This is a genomic window from Amycolatopsis sp. NBC_00348, from assembly GCF_036114655.1.
GTDB lineage: Bacteria > Actinomycetota > Actinomycetes > Mycobacteriales > Pseudonocardiaceae > Amycolatopsis.
Window position 1 is genome coordinate 5,883,919 of sequence record NZ_CP107994.1, and the last position, 15,497, is coordinate 5,899,415.

At 73.0% G+C, this 15,497-nt stretch carries 14 protein-coding genes; 11 read left to right on the plus strand and 3 right to left on the minus strand.

Going from position 1 to position 15,497, the window contains the following annotated elements; translation table 11 throughout:
• The first annotated feature begins 68 nt into the window (after positions 1–68).
• Positions 69–3,998 carry a type VII secretion protein EccCa gene (gene eccCa, locus OHS58_RS25285; protein WP_328644222.1) on the plus strand — a complete coding sequence of 1,310 codons (3,930 nt, stop codon included), beginning with the start codon at positions 69–71 and terminating at the stop codon, positions 3,996–3,998.
• Between the two features lie 93 nt (positions 3,999–4,091).
• Positions 4,092–5,780: an arabinofuranosyltransferase gene (locus tag OHS58_RS25290; RefSeq protein ID WP_328644223.1), complete on the plus strand. Its 1,689-nt coding sequence runs from the start codon at positions 4,092–4,094 to the stop codon at positions 5,778–5,780.
• A gap of 4 nt (positions 5,781–5,784) precedes the next feature.
• On the opposite strand, the gene OHS58_RS25295 is transcribed toward OHS58_RS25290, so the two are convergent.
• Positions 5,785–6,135 (minus strand): hypothetical protein, encoded by a 351-nt coding sequence (locus tag OHS58_RS25295; protein ID WP_328644224.1) that lies wholly within the window; start codon positions 6,133–6,135, stop codon positions 5,785–5,787.
• 141 nt (positions 6,136–6,276) lie between these two features.
• Here OHS58_RS25295 and OHS58_RS25300 point away from each other — a divergent pair, with 141 nt between their 5' ends.
• From OHS58_RS25300 to OHS58_RS25310, 3 genes are read left to right on the plus strand one after another with little or no spacing between them, the layout of a single operon-like run.
• Complete coding sequence (locus OHS58_RS25300; protein WP_326947359.1) at positions 6,277–6,954, plus strand: S1 family peptidase; 678 nt, start codon at positions 6,277–6,279, stop codon at positions 6,952–6,954.
• A 57-nt stretch (positions 6,955–7,011) separates the two neighbouring features.
• Entirely contained in the window at positions 7,012–7,455 is a 444-nt protein-coding gene (locus OHS58_RS25305; protein WP_328644225.1) for a YdeI/OmpD-associated family protein, read from the plus strand.
• On the plus strand, positions 7,455–7,931 hold the full coding sequence (locus OHS58_RS25310) for a nucleotidyltransferase domain-containing protein (protein ID WP_247062797.1): 477 nt from the start codon (positions 7,455–7,457) through the stop codon (positions 7,929–7,931). The genes OHS58_RS25305 and OHS58_RS25310 overlap by 1 nt, the downstream gene beginning before the upstream one ends.
• On the opposite strand, the gene OHS58_RS25315 is transcribed toward OHS58_RS25310, so the two are convergent.
• Positions 7,928–9,391: a class I adenylate-forming enzyme family protein gene (locus OHS58_RS25315; protein WP_326947357.1), complete on the minus strand. Its 1,464-nt coding sequence runs from the start codon at positions 9,389–9,391 to the stop codon at positions 7,928–7,930. The two genes, OHS58_RS25310 and OHS58_RS25315, sit on opposite strands and share 4 nt — an antisense overlap.
• Positions 9,392–9,827: 436 nt before the next feature.
• On the opposite strand from OHS58_RS25315, the gene OHS58_RS25320 reads away from it, so the two are divergent.
• The 6 genes from OHS58_RS25320 (at position 9,828) to OHS58_RS25345 (ending at position 14,069) form a co-directional block, all read left to right on the plus strand.
• The gene (locus OHS58_RS25320; protein WP_256475974.1) at positions 9,828–10,172 is read left to right on the plus strand and encodes a WXG100 family type VII secretion target; all 345 of its coding nucleotides are present in this window, start codon (positions 9,828–9,830) and stop codon (positions 10,170–10,172) included.
• A gap of 17 nt (positions 10,173–10,189) precedes the next feature.
• Positions 10,190–10,492 (plus strand): hypothetical protein, encoded by a 303-nt coding sequence (locus OHS58_RS25325; protein WP_072480751.1) that lies wholly within the window; start codon positions 10,190–10,192, stop codon positions 10,490–10,492.
• Between the two features lie 100 nt (positions 10,493–10,592).
• Entirely contained in the window at positions 10,593–10,976 is a 384-nt protein-coding gene (locus OHS58_RS25330; protein WP_247062789.1) for a hypothetical protein, read from the plus strand.
• The gene (locus OHS58_RS25335) at positions 10,973–12,289 is read left to right on the plus strand and encodes a WXG100 family type VII secretion target (RefSeq protein ID WP_326955066.1); all 1,317 of its coding nucleotides are present in this window, start codon (positions 10,973–10,975) and stop codon (positions 12,287–12,289) included. Before OHS58_RS25330 ends, OHS58_RS25335 begins: the two co-directional genes overlap by 4 nt.
• Positions 12,290–12,366: 77 nt before the next feature.
• Positions 12,367–13,707 carry an alpha/beta hydrolase gene (locus OHS58_RS25340; RefSeq protein WP_328644226.1) on the plus strand — a complete coding sequence of 447 codons (1,341 nt, stop codon included), beginning with the start codon at positions 12,367–12,369 and terminating at the stop codon, positions 13,705–13,707.
• Positions 13,704–14,069 (plus strand): hypothetical protein, encoded by a 366-nt coding sequence (locus OHS58_RS25345; RefSeq protein WP_328644227.1) that lies wholly within the window; start codon positions 13,704–13,706, stop codon positions 14,067–14,069. The genes OHS58_RS25340 and OHS58_RS25345 overlap by 4 nt, the downstream gene beginning before the upstream one ends.
• Before the next feature lie 184 nt (positions 14,070–14,253).
• Here OHS58_RS25345 and OHS58_RS25350 read toward each other — a convergent pair whose 3' ends face one another.
• On the minus strand, positions 14,254–15,420 hold the full coding sequence (locus OHS58_RS25350; RefSeq protein WP_442875468.1) for a S8 family serine peptidase: 1,167 nt from the start codon (positions 15,418–15,420) through the stop codon (positions 14,254–14,256).
• Positions 15,421–15,497 lie beyond the last annotated feature (77 nt).

A 15,497-nucleotide genomic window follows, 5' to 3' on the forward strand; every position in this document is an offset into this window, starting at 1 on the left:
CCACCGCGAGCGGGCGGTGAGTGGCCAAAATACCGGGCAGAGCCGTCCCGATCTGGAGTTTTCGCCGCATGAGCCTTTCGCCCGAGCGCCCGACCGAGATCGTGCTGCAGTCGCCGCCGATGCTTCCGAAGAGCTCGTCCGGCGGGATGATGCAGCTGATGATGTTCCTGCCGATGATGCTCGGCATGGGCGCGATGTCGTTCGTCTACATCGGACGCGACGGCGGGGTGATGACCTACATCTTCGGCGCGTTGTTCATCTGCGCCATGGGCGGCATGGTCGTGATGTCGCTGGGCCGCGGCGGGATGGCGAAGAAGGCGCAGATCAACGACGAGCGCCGCGACTACCAGCGTTATCTCACCGGCCTGCGCGGCCAGGTCCGGGACATCGCCGACGGCCAGCGCGCCGCGATGGTCGCCGTCCAGCCGGACCCGGCCGACCTGTGGGCCTACGTCGAGACCGGGCAGCTGTGGGACCGGCGGCGCACGGACGGGCAGTTCGCGCAGGTCCGCGCGGGCACCGGGCCGCAGCGGCTGGCGACGCCGTTGAAGGCGCCGCAGACCGTGCCGCTGGAGGACCTGGACCCGGTGTCCTCGACCAGCCTCAAGCACTTCATCCGCACCTACTCGACGGTCGACGGGCTGCCGGTGGCGCTGTCGCTGCGGTCGTTCGCCGCGGTGAGCCTGGCCGGGCGCCGGCCGGACGTGCTCGGCCTGGCGCGGGCGCTGCTGTGCCAGCTCGCCACCTTCCACTCCCCCTCCGACCTGCGGCTCGCGCTGTGTGTGTCGCCGGATCGCCGGCACGACTGGGAGTGGCTGAAGTGGCTGCCGCACGCGACGGCCGCGACGGCGTCCGACGCCGTCGGCTCGCGGCGGCTGGCCGCCGACACCGCGGCCGCGCTGGCCGAGCTGCTCGGCCCGGACCTGGGCGAGCGCCCGGTGTTCAGCCGCCGCGCGGCGAGCGAGCTCGACCTGCCGCACCTGGTGGTCGTCGTCGACGGCGGCAACGCCCACGGCGAGCCCCGGCTGATCGGCGTGGACGGCCGGCTCGGCGTCACGGTGATCGAGGTCGGCGCGGAGCACCCGCGGACGTACTCGACCGAGAAGCTGCTGAGCCTGCACACCACGCCGGACTCGCTCGGCATGGTCGTCGGCGACGCCACCGAGCAGCGGCTCGGCTTCCTCGGCCGCCCCGACGTGCTCGACCGCGGCGCCGCCGAAGCGCTGGCCCGGATGCTGACGCCGTTGCACACGCCCGCGGCCGTCGTCGGCGAGAAGCCGATGTCGGCGACGTTCGGGCTGTCCGGGCTGCTCGGCATCGGCGACCCGCGCGACACCGACACCGCCGTGACCTGGGCGCCGCGCGCGGCGCGGGACCGGCTGCGGATCCCCTTGGGCATCAACCCGGAGGGCCGGCCGGTGGAGCTGGACCTCAAGGAGTCGGCCGAGGGCGGGATGGGCCCGCACGGCCTGGTCATCGGCGCGACCGGGTCCGGCAAGAGCGAGCTGCTGCGGACGCTGGTGACGGCGCTGGCCGTGATGCACTCGTCGGAGACGCTGAACCTGGCGCTGATCGACTTCAAGGGCGGCGCGACGTTCGCCGGGATGACCGGTCTGCCGCACACGTGCGCCGTCATCACGAACCTGTCCGACGACCTCGCGCTCGTCGACCGCATGGCCGACGCCCTGAACGGCGAGCTGCTGCGGCGGCAGGAGCTGCTGCACTCGGCCGGGAACTACGCGTCGGTGCGGGACTACGAGAAGGCCCGCGCGGACGGCGCGCCGCTCGACCCGCTGCCGTCGCTGCTGGTCATCATCGACGAGTTCAGCGAGCTGCTGTCCGCGCGGCCGGAGTTCATCGACCTGTTCGTCGCGATCGGCCGGCTCGGGCGCTCGCTCGGCATCCACCTGCTGCTGGCGTCGCAGCGGCTGGAGGAGGGCCGGCTGCGCGGGCTCGACTCGCACCTGTCCTACCGCGTCGGCCTGCGGACGTTCTCCGCGGCGGAAAGCCGCGCGGTGCTGGGGGTCGCCGACGCCTACCACCTGCCGCCGGTGCCGGGGTCGGCCTACCTGAAGGCCGACACCGACACGCTCATCCGGCTCAAGGCGGCCTACGTCTCGGGTGAGCTGCCGCCGCGCAGCACCGTTGTCCGCGAAGACGGCCAGGCCCTGGGCGTCCTGCCGTTCTCGCTGGCCCCGGTCGAGATCCCGGTGACGACCGAGATCTCGGAAGCCCCGGTCGCGCCGGACGGCACCGGCGAGACCATCATCCACGCGATGCTGTCGCGGCTGGAGGGCCGCGGCCCGTCGGCGCACCAGATCTGGCTGCCGCCGCTGGCCGAACCGCCGACGCTGGACCAGCTCCTGCCGCCGCTGGGCGAGGACGCCGCGCGCGGCCTGTGCCCGCTCGGCTGGGGCGGCAACGGGAAGCTGACCGTCCCGGTCGCGCTGGTGGACAAGCCGTTCGAGCAGCGCCGCGACATGCTGTGGGCCGATTTCTCCGGCGCGGGCGGGCACGCGCTGATCGTCGGCGCCCCGCAGACCGGCAAGTCGACGCTGATGAAGGACATCGCGGGCATGCTCGCGCTGACCCACACCCCGGCCGAGGTGCAGCTGTTCGTGCTGGACATGGGCGGTGGCGCGCTCGCGCCGATCGCCGGGCTGCCGCACACCTCCGGCTACGCCACCCGCCGCGACGCCCAGCGCTGCCGCCGCGTCGTCGCCGAGCTGACGACGTTGCTCGAACAGCGCGAGGAGTTCTTCGCCGCCAACGGGATCGAGTCGATCACGACGTTCCGCCAGCGCCGCGCGGAGTTCACCGAGAGCACCGAAGGCCGCGAGTTCGGCGACGTCTTCCTGTTCGTGGACAACTGGACCACGATCCGCCAGGAGTACGAGCAGCTGGAGGAGCAGATCACCGGGCTGGCCGCGCGCGGCCTCGGGTTCGGCATCCACGTGATCGTCTCGCTCAACCAGTGGATCGGCGTCCGCGCCCAGCTGCGCGACGCCATCGGCACGCGCTTCGAGCTGCGCCTCGGTGACCCGATGGACTCCTCGATCGACCGCAAGGTCGCGATCAACGTCCCCGCCGACCGCCCCGGCCGCGGCATCACCGCGGAGAAGCTGCACTTCCTCGCGGCGCTGCCGCGGATCGACGCCGACCAGCGCCCGGAGACGATCGGCGCGGGCGGCGTCGACCTGACGCGCCGGATCAACGAGGCCTGGCAGGGCCCGCGCGCGCCGCAGGTCCGGCTGCTGCCGCCGGAGGTGCCGCTGGACACGCTGGCCGCGGGCCCTTCCCGCCAGGTCACGCTGGGCATCGCGGAGTCGACGTTGCGCCCGGTGTACCTGGACTTCTCGGCGGACCCGCACTTCGTGGCCTTCGGCGACGTCGAGTCCGGGAAAAGCTCGCTGCTGCGGGCGATCGCGACCGGCATCACCTCGGCGTACACGCCGGAGGAAGCGGCCATCATCGTCGCGGACTACCGCCGGGGCCTGCTGGGCGCGATCTCCGAGGAGCACCTGCTGGGTTACGCGGGCGCGGAAGGCAAGCTGACGGAGCTGATCGCGGACTGCGCCACGGCGATGCGCAACCGCTTGCCGGGCCCGTCGGTGACGCCGGAGCAGCTGCGCAACCGCTCGTGGTGGCGCGGTCCGGAGCTGTTCGTCCTGGTGGACGACTACGAGCTGGTGGCCACGGTCGGCCGCAACCCGCTGCAGCCGCTGCTGGAGTTCCTGCCGCAGGCCAGGGACATCGGCCTGCACGTGATCATCGTCCGCGGCTCCGGAGGCGCGGGGCGCGCGCTGTTCGAGCCGGTGCTGCAGCGGCTGCGGGAGCTGGGCTCGCCGGGGCTGATCATGTCGGGCACCAAGGACGAGGGCGCGCTGCTGTCGGACGTCAAGCCGTCACCGCAGCCGCCGGGCCGCGGAACGCTGGTCTCGCGCCGCCACGGCACGGGTCTGGTGCAGGTCGCGTGGACCAAGCCCGTGGAGTCCTGACCGCACCGCGCTACAGTTCCCGCCTGCGCCATCGCGGGCGCGGCCGGCTTCCCGGGCGCGCGCGGGCGCCGGTGTCTTCCCAGGGAGCTGTCCGTGAAGACCGTGGTCGTCGAGGAACCCGCCGCCGTCTCGCCGTGGCGGCTCGTCAACCGCGTGACGCTGGGGCTCACCGTGGCCGGCTTCGCCGCCGCGGCCTGGGACCGGCGGTGGATGAGCGACGACGGCCTGATCGTGCTGCGGACCGTGCGGCAGCTGCTGGCCGGGAACGGGCCGGTCTTCAACGTCGGCGAGCGCGTCGAAGCCAACACCAGCACGCTCTGGACGTACCTGCTGGCCGCGTTCGGCTGGGTGCCCGGCGTCCCGCTCGAGTGGGTCGCCGTGGTCACCGGGCTGCTCTGCTCGGCCGCCGGGCTGCTGCTGGCCCTCGACGGCGCCCGCCGGCTCAGCGGCGGGTTCACCCTGCCGGCCGGCGGGCTGGTCGTGCTCGCGCTGCCGCCGTTCCGGGACTTCGCGACGTCCGGGCTCGAAACCGGCCTGATCCTCCTGTGGCTGGGCGGCACGTGGTGGCTGCTGGTCCGCCGCGCCCGGCGGCAGCCGTCCGGTCCACTGTGGACAACGGCCGTCGTGGTGGGCCTCGGCGTGCTCGTCCGGCCGGATCTCCTGCTGTTCAGCGTCTTCGCCGGGATCGGCCTGCTGGTGCTGGAGTGGCGGGGCTGGCGGGCCGCGGCGGCCTGGCTCGCGGCCGCCGCCGCGCTTCCGCTGGCGTACCAGGTGTTCCGCATGGGCTACTACGGCCTGCTGACGCCGAACACCGCGCTGGTGAAGGAGGCGTCGAGGGTGCGGTGGGACCAGGGTTTCACGTACCTGGACGACTTCTTCACGCCGTACCTCCTGTGGATCCCGCTGGCGTTGTGCGCGGTGGCGGCGCTTCTCCGGCGCTTCTCCTTCGACCGCCGAGTGGTCGTCGTGTGCGCGGTGCCGGTGGTGGCCGGGCTCGGCCTGGCGCTGTACGTCGTCCGCATGGGCGGCGACTTCATGCACGCCCGGATGCTGCTGCCGGCGCTGTTCTGCCTGCTGCTGCCGGTGATGACGGTCCGGCTCACCCGCGCGTCGGCGCTGCCGGTGGCCGCGCTGGGCGCCTACGCCCTGATCGCCGCCGGCGACCTGCGGACCGCCTACGCCGACCTGCCGGCGCCGCTCGACGAGGCGACGGGAATCGCCGACGAGCGCGCGAGCTACGTCGTCGCCAGCGGCCACGCGAACCCGGTACTGGCCACGGACTTCACGCAGTTCACGGCGATCGCCGACCGCATCCGCCCGCAACTGGCGGCGGAACCGGGCCCGGTCATCTTCTGGGACGACGAAACGTGGCACGCGTACCCGACGGCGGCCGGCCACAGCACCGGGACGTTCTTCAACATCGGCGGCCCGGGCCTGCTGCTGCCCCTCGACGTGGCGGTCCACGACCCGATCGGCCTGGCGGATCCGCTGGCCGCGCACACGACGCCGTACCCGGACCGCCGCGTCGGCCACGACAAGTACGCGGGCCCGATCTGGACGGTGGCGGACCAGGGCGTCGGCACCCCGGCCGGCTTCCCGCCGGACCGGCTGGCGGCGATCCGCCGGACGCTGGCCTGCCCGGAGGTGCGCGAGATGCTGGACTCGGTCCGCGCACCGTGGACGTTCGAGCGCTTCCGGGACAACCTGGCAGGCGCGTTCACCCGCACCGGCCTGCGCTACGACCACGACCCGGTGAAGGCCCAGTACTGCGGCCCGGCTTGAGCCCTCAGCGCGCGGGCGCGGTCATCTCGGCCGCGAAGCGGTAGTAGCAGACCGCCCGCGGCTTGCCCCCGGCGCCGCTGACCGAGATCGGCGTCATGACCTGGACGCGCGCGCCGGGAACCGGGCGGGCGGCGGCCTGGCAGCGTTCCAGGATCGGCTGGTAGGACACGCCGATGTCGAGCCCGTGCGCTTCGCCCGCGGGCAGCTGTTCCCGGAACGGCTGCCGCCACCACACCATGCAGGCGGCGAAGACGATCAGCCCGGCCACGAGCGCCACGATCGCGACGCGGCCGACCGGCCGACGGCGAGCTTCGGTGCGCATCAGCTCGTCGAACAGTTCCGGGTCGTGCTCCACCGTCGGCGACTTTCCGACTTCGGTAGGTTTCGGAAAATTCCGGCGCAACTTACCTTGGGCTGATCGTCCCGCTCGGGACGGATCACCAGGCCGAAGGGCATTTTCATGCGAATGTCGAGGGCTTCGAGGGCGGTTGCCGCCGTGGGTGCCGCTGCCGCCGCGTTGAGCTTGGTCTCCGCGGGAGCCGCGGACGCCCAGCAGGACATCATCGGCGGGAGCACCGTCTCCTCCGCGCCGTGGGGCGCGCAGATCTACTGGAACAACGTCACCACCTACGGCGGTTTCGAGTGCTCCGGGACGATCATCGCCCCGCAGTGGGTGCTCACCGCCCAGCACTGCCTGAACTCGCCGGGCATGCACGTGAAGGTCGGCAACGTGACCCTCCAGCAGGGCACGAACGCCGTCGTCGACCAGCAGAAGGCCTCGCCCAACGGCGACGTCGCGCTGCTGCACCTCACGACCGCGGTGAACACCACCTTCATGAAGCTCGGCACCGGCAACCCGCCGTCCGGGTCCACCAACCAGATCTACGGCTGGGGCCGCACGCAGGGCACCAGCCCGCCGTCGAGCACGCTGAAGACCGCCAACGTCCGCGTCACCGGCACCAGCACGGACGCCTTCGGCGGCACGGCCATCGCGAGCCAGGGCGTCAACGGCTCGGCCTGGCACGGCGACTCGGGCGGCCCGGAGCTCTACAACGGCGTCCAGGTCGGCGTCTGCTCCACCGGCAACAACTCCGGTTCGAACCCGCAGGGCACGCAGAACTACGCGAGCATCGCGTCGAGCCGCAGCTGGATCCGCACCACGGCCGGCGTCTGACACGCGCCCCGCGCCGGCCTCACCGCCCGGGAGGCCGGCGCGGGGCATACTCGCCCCATGAAGTTCCGCACCACGGTCCTGCTCGGCGGCAAGACGGCGACCGGGCTGCCGGTGCCCGACGACGTCGTCGAGGCGCTCGGCGCCGGCAAGAAGCCCGCGGTCACCGTCACCCTCGGCGGCCACAGCTACCGCACGACGGTCGCGAGCCGCGGCGGGCAGTTCCTCGTGCCGCTCAGCGCCGAGAACCGCGAGCAGGCGGGTGTCACCGCGGGGGACGACGTCGACGTCGAGATCGTCCTCGACACCGCCCCGCGCGAGCTGGAGATACCGGACGACCTGGCCGCCGCGCTGGCCGCCGATCCCGAAGCCCTGAAACGGTTCGAAAGCCTGTCCTACAGCCGGAAGCAGGGATTCGTGCTGCCGATCGGGCAGGCGAAGACCGAGGAGACGCGGCAACGGCGGATCGCCAAGGTCGTCACGGACCTGCGCGCCGGGAAGTGATGGACGCCCGCACGGTCCTGCGGGTGCTCGAAACCCTGGCCCCGGCGCGGGTCTGGCTCGCCGGCGGCTGGGGCGTCGACGCCCTGCTCGGCCGGCAGACGCGCGAACACCGCGACCTCGACCTGCTGCACCGCCGGGAGCAGGAGCCCGCGGTGCTCGCGGCGCTGGCCGAGCTCGGCTACCGCGAGACGCTCGACCTGCGCCCGGTCCGGTTCGTCCTCTCCGACGGCGGCACCGAACTCGACCTGCACCCGCTGGTCTTCGCCGCGGACGGCTCAGCCGTCCAGGCCGCCCCCGACGGGACTTTTCCTTACCCAGCCGGGTGTTTCGTCACCGGCCGGATCGACGGCGTCGAGGTGCCGTGCGTTTCCGTGGCCCAGCAGGTGTTCTTCCACCAGGGGTACGAGCCAGCCGGGCGTGATCTCGCGGACATGCGGGCCCTGCGCGAAGAGTTCGGCGTCGACACCCACTTCTAGTCCACAATGGACGCCCGGAGTGCCGCCTTGTCCGGCTTCCCCGACGGCGCCACCGGCACCGCGTCCACCAGCTCGAACCGCGCCGGCACGGCGGCCTCCCCCAGTTCGGCCGCCACGCCCTTGCGCACCTCGGCCAGGTCCGGCGAACGCCCCGGCACCGGCACCACGAACGCCACCGCGGCCTCGCCGGTCAGCGCGTCCGGCACCGCGACGACGTACGCCTGGTCGACGTCCGGGTGCGCGGCGATCGCGTGTTCGATCGGGCCGGTGTAGTGGATGATCGCGTTGACGATCACGACGTCGCGGGCGCGCCCGGACAGGTGCAGGTAGCCCTCGGCGTCGAGGTGCCCGAGGTCCTGGGTGCGGACCCAGCCCTCGCGCAGGACCTCCGCCGTCGTGGTCTCGTCGCGCCAGTAGCCCGCCAGCGCGGACGGCGTGCGCACCCAGACCTCGCCCTCCCGCCCCTGGGCCACCGCCGCCCCGGCGGCGTCGCGGACCTCGATCTCGACCGTGTCGCACGCCTTCCCGACGGATCCGGGCCCCTCGTCCGCCCCGCAGACCGTCAGCATGCCGGTCTCGGTCTGGCCGTACGCGTGGTGCATCGCGGGCCCGATCAGCTCGGCCGCCTCCGCGAGCTTGTGCGGCGGCACCGGCGAGCCGGCCACGATCAGCGTCCGCAGGTCGCTCAGGTCGACGTCCTCGGCCCGCAGGGTGTCGAGGACCTGGTGCAGCCGCGGCACGGTCATCAGCGCCGCGCTCACCCGCAGCCGCGGCAGGATCCACGGGAAGTCCGGGAGCCCGTCGGGGATCACGGCCGTGCCGCCCGAGAGCAGGCAGAGCGCCAGCTGTTCGAGCATCACGGCGCTGGAGAGCGTGCCGAACAGCAGGAACCGGCTGAACCCCGCGCCGAGCTTCTCGTGGGCCGAGCCGGGCACCGGGGCCTGCCAGACGCGGCCCTCGCTCAAGGCCCGGTAGTCGAAGGCGACGCCCTTCGGGACGCCGGTGCTGCCGCTGGTGAACACGACCGTCGCGATGTCGTCGGGCCGGCCCGCGGGCACCGGCTCCTCGTACGCGGCGAGCAGCTCCGGCCCGATCCGCAGGATCAGCGCGCCGGCGACGGTGCCGAGCAGCTCGGGCGACTCGGTCGCCTCGTCGACCACGAGCGCGTCGATGTCCTCGACGATGTGCCGCAGCTGCGGCACCGGCAGCCCGGCCCGCACGCAGACGACCCGGCAGCCGAGCACGTGCGCGGCGATGATCGCGGCGAAGCCCTCGGGCGTGACGGCGGTGGCGATCCCGACGCCGGCGCCCGGCCCGAGCCCGGCGGCCCGCAGCCCGGCGGTGAACCGGCCGACCAGCTCCTTCAGCGACGCCCGGGTGGTCACCGCGTCCCCCCGCTCGAACGCGGGCACGTCCGGCGCGCGGTCCAGTTCGGTGAGCAGAGCGTGCGGGTGGACCATCTCGGGCCGCCTTCCGTCCGGGGCCCCCGGGTCTACCGGGCGGATCTCAGAATTTCGGCAGAGACCACCCGGAGCCGGGTCGGCGTGTTGACCACCGTGCGATCATCTACGAGCAGCCCGAGCACCGACGCCGCGCACCGCGGCGCCGTGCTCCGGCGAGCACGACCAGGGGGCGGTGCCACGACCGGAGCGTGACCAGCGGATTCCCTTGTCTGCCACGGCATACAGCCTGGCCGGGACGGTCACGACGGGCACTGCAGCGCGCCCCCGTCCGGGGGCGGGGCGGGCCCCGCCGGGTCCCTGTGGGTAATAGTGCCGTCAGCACGACCGGCAGTTGTGCCGTTTGACCACACCCCCCTTCTTTCTAGCGTGACTTTCACACCGCGCGGATCACCGCGCCAGGGGAAATTCGCTTCAGGAAGGAGGTGGCCCGTCGATGTCCAGTCCGGGATTCCAGGCAGATTCCGCTGCTATGACGCGCGCCGTCCAGGGTTTCGAGGAAACCGCCACGAACGCCAAGTCCACGATGGCCAGCTTGGAGTCCGAGCTGACCGAGGCCCTGCGCAACTACAAGGGTGACCAGGCCGTGGCGTTCTGGGACCTCCAGCGCCGGCTCCAGGAGAAGATGACCACGGCCGTGAAGGAGCTCGACACCATGTCGCAGCTCGTCCACACCAGCCACGCGAACTACGGCCGCGGCGACTCCGACGTCCACCAGAGCTTCCAGGGGGTCGGCAACACCCTCGAGGGCTCGGGCGTGATCCCCCGCCTCAACCCCTGACCTGAGAGGACGTACCGATGGCCGACGTCGTCGAAATCAACTTCGCCGCGCTGCAGCACAGCTCGGCGTCCCTGGCCGCCAAGGCCAAGGCGCTCACCTCCCAGCTGGAGCAGCTGCACCAGAACCTCCAGCCCATCACCGCGACCTGGTACGCCTCCGGCAGCTCCGCCGGTGACGCGGCGCGCCAGTCGGAGACCCGGCTGCGCCAGGCCACCGCGGACATCGTCGCCATCATCGCGCAGTTCGGCGGCAAGGTCGGCGAGGCCCACGACCTCCAGCAGCAGCTGGAGAACCGCAACCAGGGACTGTTCGCGGGCTGATCCGCGCCCAGACGTCGGTCGGCCGGTGCGGGAAACCCCCCGCTCGCACCGGCCGACCGGCTTTCCCTCATCCCCCACGTGCGGACAGAGACGGGATCCGATGCACGACCAGTCGTACTACGTCCACCTGGAATCGCTGAAGGACTTCGTGCGGGAGCTGGAGACCCAGATCCAGGCGATGTCCAAACCGAACGACTTCCTGCTCACCCTCGGCGACGAGCCGCTGCTGTTCGGCGAGTTCGGCGAGGCCGGGTCGCTGGCCGACGCCAACCGCGCCGCGGTGTCGGAGATGCAGGGCCTGCTCGACCAGGTCCGCAGCGCGATCGGGTTCGCGCAGGACGTCACGAACACGGTCGCCGACGGCTACGCGAACGCCGACCAGTCGGTGGCCGGCGACCTGCACAGCTCGGGCGCCGTCACGGGCCTGCTGGACCCGGTGCTCGGCCTGCTCGGCCTCGGGCACAGTGACGGGAGCAAGGGATGACCCACCACCACGACACCACGGCCCACACGAACTTCGCCGCGTACAGCCATCAGCAGCTGTACGCGATGCTGCAGGCCGGCGACCCGAACAGCGCGCGGCACGCCGCCGACAAGTGGAAGTCCGCCTCGCTGCACCTGCACGAGCAGGCCCACAACCTGAACTCCGAGCTCACCCAGTTCAAGGACCAGTGGACCGGTGGCGCCGCCGACCAGTACCAGCACATGATCGTCGACCTCGCGAACGGCATCGCCAAGGTGGCGCAGACCGCCGAGGCGATGAACGTGATGCTCGACGACGCCGCCGACGCGCTGGTGAAGGCCAAGAAGGAGATGCCGCCGCCGGTTTCGGTGCCGGACGTCTCCCCCGCCGACGTCGCGCTCGCGGTGAACCCGCCGCTGCTGCCGCCGGACGCCTCGCCCGCCGTCATGCAGGCGGCCGCGCAGCAGCGCCAGCAGGCGATCTCGAACGTCGAGGCGCAGCAGTCCGCCGCGAACGCCGCGGGATCCGCGCACGGCAAGGCGATCGCCGTCATGACCACGCTGGCCGGTGAGTACGGCGTCGCCGAGGACTCGATCCCGGCGTCGCCGAACGCCGTCGAGACGCCGGTCGCCCCGCCCGCCGGTGGCGGCGCGGGCGGTGCCGGCGCGCCCGGGCTCGTCGGCAACGGCACGACCGATCCCGGCGTGGTCGTCACGCCGACCGACGGGCACCCGCTGCCCGGCGCCGACGGCACCACGCAGCAGCCCGGCACGACCGCGCCGACGTCGAACCCGCTGTTCGGCGACATGTTCACCGCCGGGCTCGCCGCGGCTTCGGCCGCCGCGTTCGGCCGGTTCGGCTCGATCATGCCGAAGGTGCCCGGCTGGGCGTCCGGCAAGGACCCCAAGGAGAACAAGGACGAGGCACCCGGCACGAAGCTCGGCGGCGGCGCCGGCGTCGAAGGCGGTGCCGGGGGCGGCATCCCGATCGGCGGGGGTGACGCGCCGTCGATCGGCGGCGGCATCGGGGGAGCCGGCGGGCTTTCGGCCGGCGGCGGCGCGGACGCCCCGGCGGCGCACTCCGGCCTGGCCGGCGACGGCGGCTCGGGCAACGCGCTCAGCGGCCTGGCCGGCAGCGCGGTCGGGGCCGCCGGTGCGGCGGCCGCCAAGAGCGCGATGCCGATGATGCCCATGATGCCGATGGGCATGGGCGGCGGCGGGGACATGGGCTCCGGGCGCCGGATCCCGGCCTGGCTGGTGGAGACGGAGAACGTCTGGGGCCAGTCCGCCCCGGTCGCGCCGCCGGTGATCGGCGAAGAGCCGGACGTCTACTGACCCCGGTCGTGAGTGCGTAACAGTGTTCTAACACTGTTACGCACTCACGACCCCTTGCTGCAGAACGGAGGCGGGCCGTGACGGCTGCCGGGTATCGCGTGGCCCCCGCTCGCCTCGACACGGCGGCGGGAGAGTACGGCTCGCGGGCGGAAGCGCTGTCTTCGGCGCAGTCCGCCGTCGCGGGCGAGAAGGTGCCGGCCACGGCCTTCGGGCAGGTCAACGCGGCCAAGGCGGCGGCCAAGACGTTCGAGAAGACGATGACGGAGCTGGGCTCGAAGCTCTCCGGCGACGTCACGCTCGCCAAGAAGCTCCAAAGTGGACTGACCGAGTCGGCGGCCGGCTACCGGCGGGCCGACGCCCAGGTCGCCGCGATGTACCGGGCCCTGCTGCCCGAGGATCCCTTGCCCAAGGCCGGAAACCCGGCCGGCATCGGCGGCGCGGCCGACACCGGCGCGTGGGGCCAGGCGATCGCGGCCAACCGCACGAAGGTCTCCGACGCGCTGACGGCCGAGCGCTCGCGGCTCACTCAGCTCACCGACGCCGACGACATCAAGGCGTCCCAGGCCCGGATCAAGCTGTACGAGGACATCCTCGCGAACAACCGGCAGATCCTGAAGTTCGACCCGTCGGGCAACGGCCGGATCGCCGAGCTGGTCGGGCACATCGAGCCGGGCACGCGCGACGTCGGGCTGTTCGTGCCCGGCGTCAACACGCAGATGTCCAACTTCGACGCCTACGCCGGCCTCGGGCGCAGCCTGGTGGCCGCGGACCCGACCGGGCGCACCGCGATGGTCGTCTGGGCCGACGGCGTCTTCCCGCAGAACCCGGTGGTGCAGGGGCCGGACGCGAGCTACGCGCAGACGATGGCGCCGGACCTCAAGCACTTCACCGACGACCTGCGCGGCGAGATCGCGAGCCACGCCGGTTCCGACGTCACGCTCACCGCGATCGGGCACAGCTACGGCGGCGCGACGGTCGGGCTGGCCGAGACGCAGGGCCTCGACGTCGACCGCGTGCTGCACGTCGAGTCGGCGGGCATGGGCCACGGCGTCTGGTCGCCGGCCGACCTGCCGGCGAGCCAGGCGGGCGTGCAGCGGTTCTCGATGACCGCGCCGCTCGACCCGATCCAGATCGCCCAGGGCAACGCGTGGGGCCTCGAGTGGACCGGCATCGGCCACGGCGCCGACCCGGACACCTTCCCCGGCGTCACCGACCTGGAGACCGGGCGCGACGCGGCCGGCAACGAGATGTGGGGCCTGTCGTCGCACAGCGACGTGCTCAAGCCGGGTTCGGAGTCGTGGACGAACATCTACCGCGTCATCACCGGCGGCCCGACCACCGCCGACGGCACCTTCGACCCGCATGGCATCCTCGAGAACGGCGTCGAGTTCCTCAACGACGGAGGTGTGCTGCGATGAGCGTCGAACTGGACCGCCTGGCCGGCGAGCTGACCGGCGTGATCGACAGCGTCGCGGCCGTCTTCGGCTCGCCCGCGGACCCCACGGTCGACGGCGAGCTGGACTGCGACCCCACCCGGCCGGGCAACCTCCTGTGCTGGCAGTACGGCGTCCGCCTGGAGAACCCGGGCGAGCCGGAACGCCGCCTTGCCGAGGTGATCCTCCCGTCCCTGGAGGAGCGCGGCTGGCAGGCCCACGACCGCAGCACGGCCCGCGAACTCATCGCCCGCTTCAGCCGCGAAGGCGCCGACTTCACCGTCCACGTCGCCCGCGCGAGCCACGCCGTGGCGATCATCGGCTCGACCCGCCCCGTCCCCGCGTAACCCACTTCGTGTCGACCTCCCAAACACGAGTGTCGACCCTCTAATCACACGTGTCGGCTTCCTGATCACACGAGCCGACCCTTCAGGCACGCGAGTTCGCCCTCCCGGTTCAGGACGCCCGTGATGGGAAAGCCGACTCGGGTGATTGAGGAGACGACACTCGTGATTGGAGGGTCGACACGGGTTACGGGGTGAAGCGGGAGGGGCGCCAGCCCCGACGGCGGGCCCGGCGGACCGCGGCCACCGTGACTCCCGCGGCGGCCGCGAAGGCGACGCCCGCCAGGGCGATCGTGCCCGCGGCGACGTTCGAGGCCGGACGCGCCGGGGCCGCGGCCGGGACCACCGCCGGGCCGGGGGCCGGGGCGACGGCCGAACCGGGCGGCGCGACATCGGCGGGGAGGGTCGAGGAGACGGCGGCGTAGGCGTCCAGGACGCCCCAGCCCAGCCGCGGGTCGTGGGCCCCGGAAGGCGGGCGGTGCGCGGTCAACGTCAGCCGGGTGACGACCTGGTCGCCGGTCAGGTCCGGGTGGTACGCGCGGACCAGCGCCGCGACGCCGGCGACGTACGCCGCCGCGAGGCCCGGATCCGTCACCGGCCAGCGGTGCGCGACCGCGCCGCCCGCACCGGCCGACGTGCTGACCAGCTCCGCGCCCGGCGCGGCGACGCCGACGTAGTCGCCCGCCTCGGTCTGCACCGGCTCGCCCGCCTGGTTCACCGAGCCGACGCCCAGCGCCCCGGACGTCGCCGTCGGGTACGTCCGGGCGCCCTGCTGGGTCGCCGTCGCCGCCGAGACGACCATCGCGCCTTCCGCCCGCGCCCGCGCGACCGCGCCGGACAGCGCCGGGCTGTCGAACGCCGCGGGGACGGCCACGAGGATGACGCCCGCGTGCCGGTCGACCGCCGTGTCGATCGCGCCGGCCAGCGCGCCGGGGTCGCCGCCGTCGTTGGACGAGCCGTTCGCCTGCGTGTAGCGGATCGGCAGCAGGTGCACGCCGGGCGCGACACCGGCGAACGTCGTCGACGGATCCGGCTGGGCGCCGACGATGCCGGCCGCGATCGTGCCGCGGCCGTCGCAGTCGGACGCCTCGGTGCCACCGCCGCCTTCGAGCTGGCCGGGCGCGAACTGGGAGTTCTGCCCGTCGACGCCGGTGCCGATGACGGCGACCAGCTGACCCTCACCGCGCGTCAGCGGCCAGAGCCGCGCCGGGTCGACCAGCCGCTGCCCCCACGGGACGCCGCCGGTGTACGTGCCGGACGGGTTGGCGCACTGGGCCTCAGGCGCTGCGAAGGCGAGCGTGGGCGCACCGGTCAGCATCAGGCCCGCCACCGCGAGCACCGCCGGAAACCGCACCCCGACCCTCCGAACCCAGACTGAAAACCGGTGGCGGAAAGGAACTTCCGCCACCGGCAGTCTAACGGGGAAACACC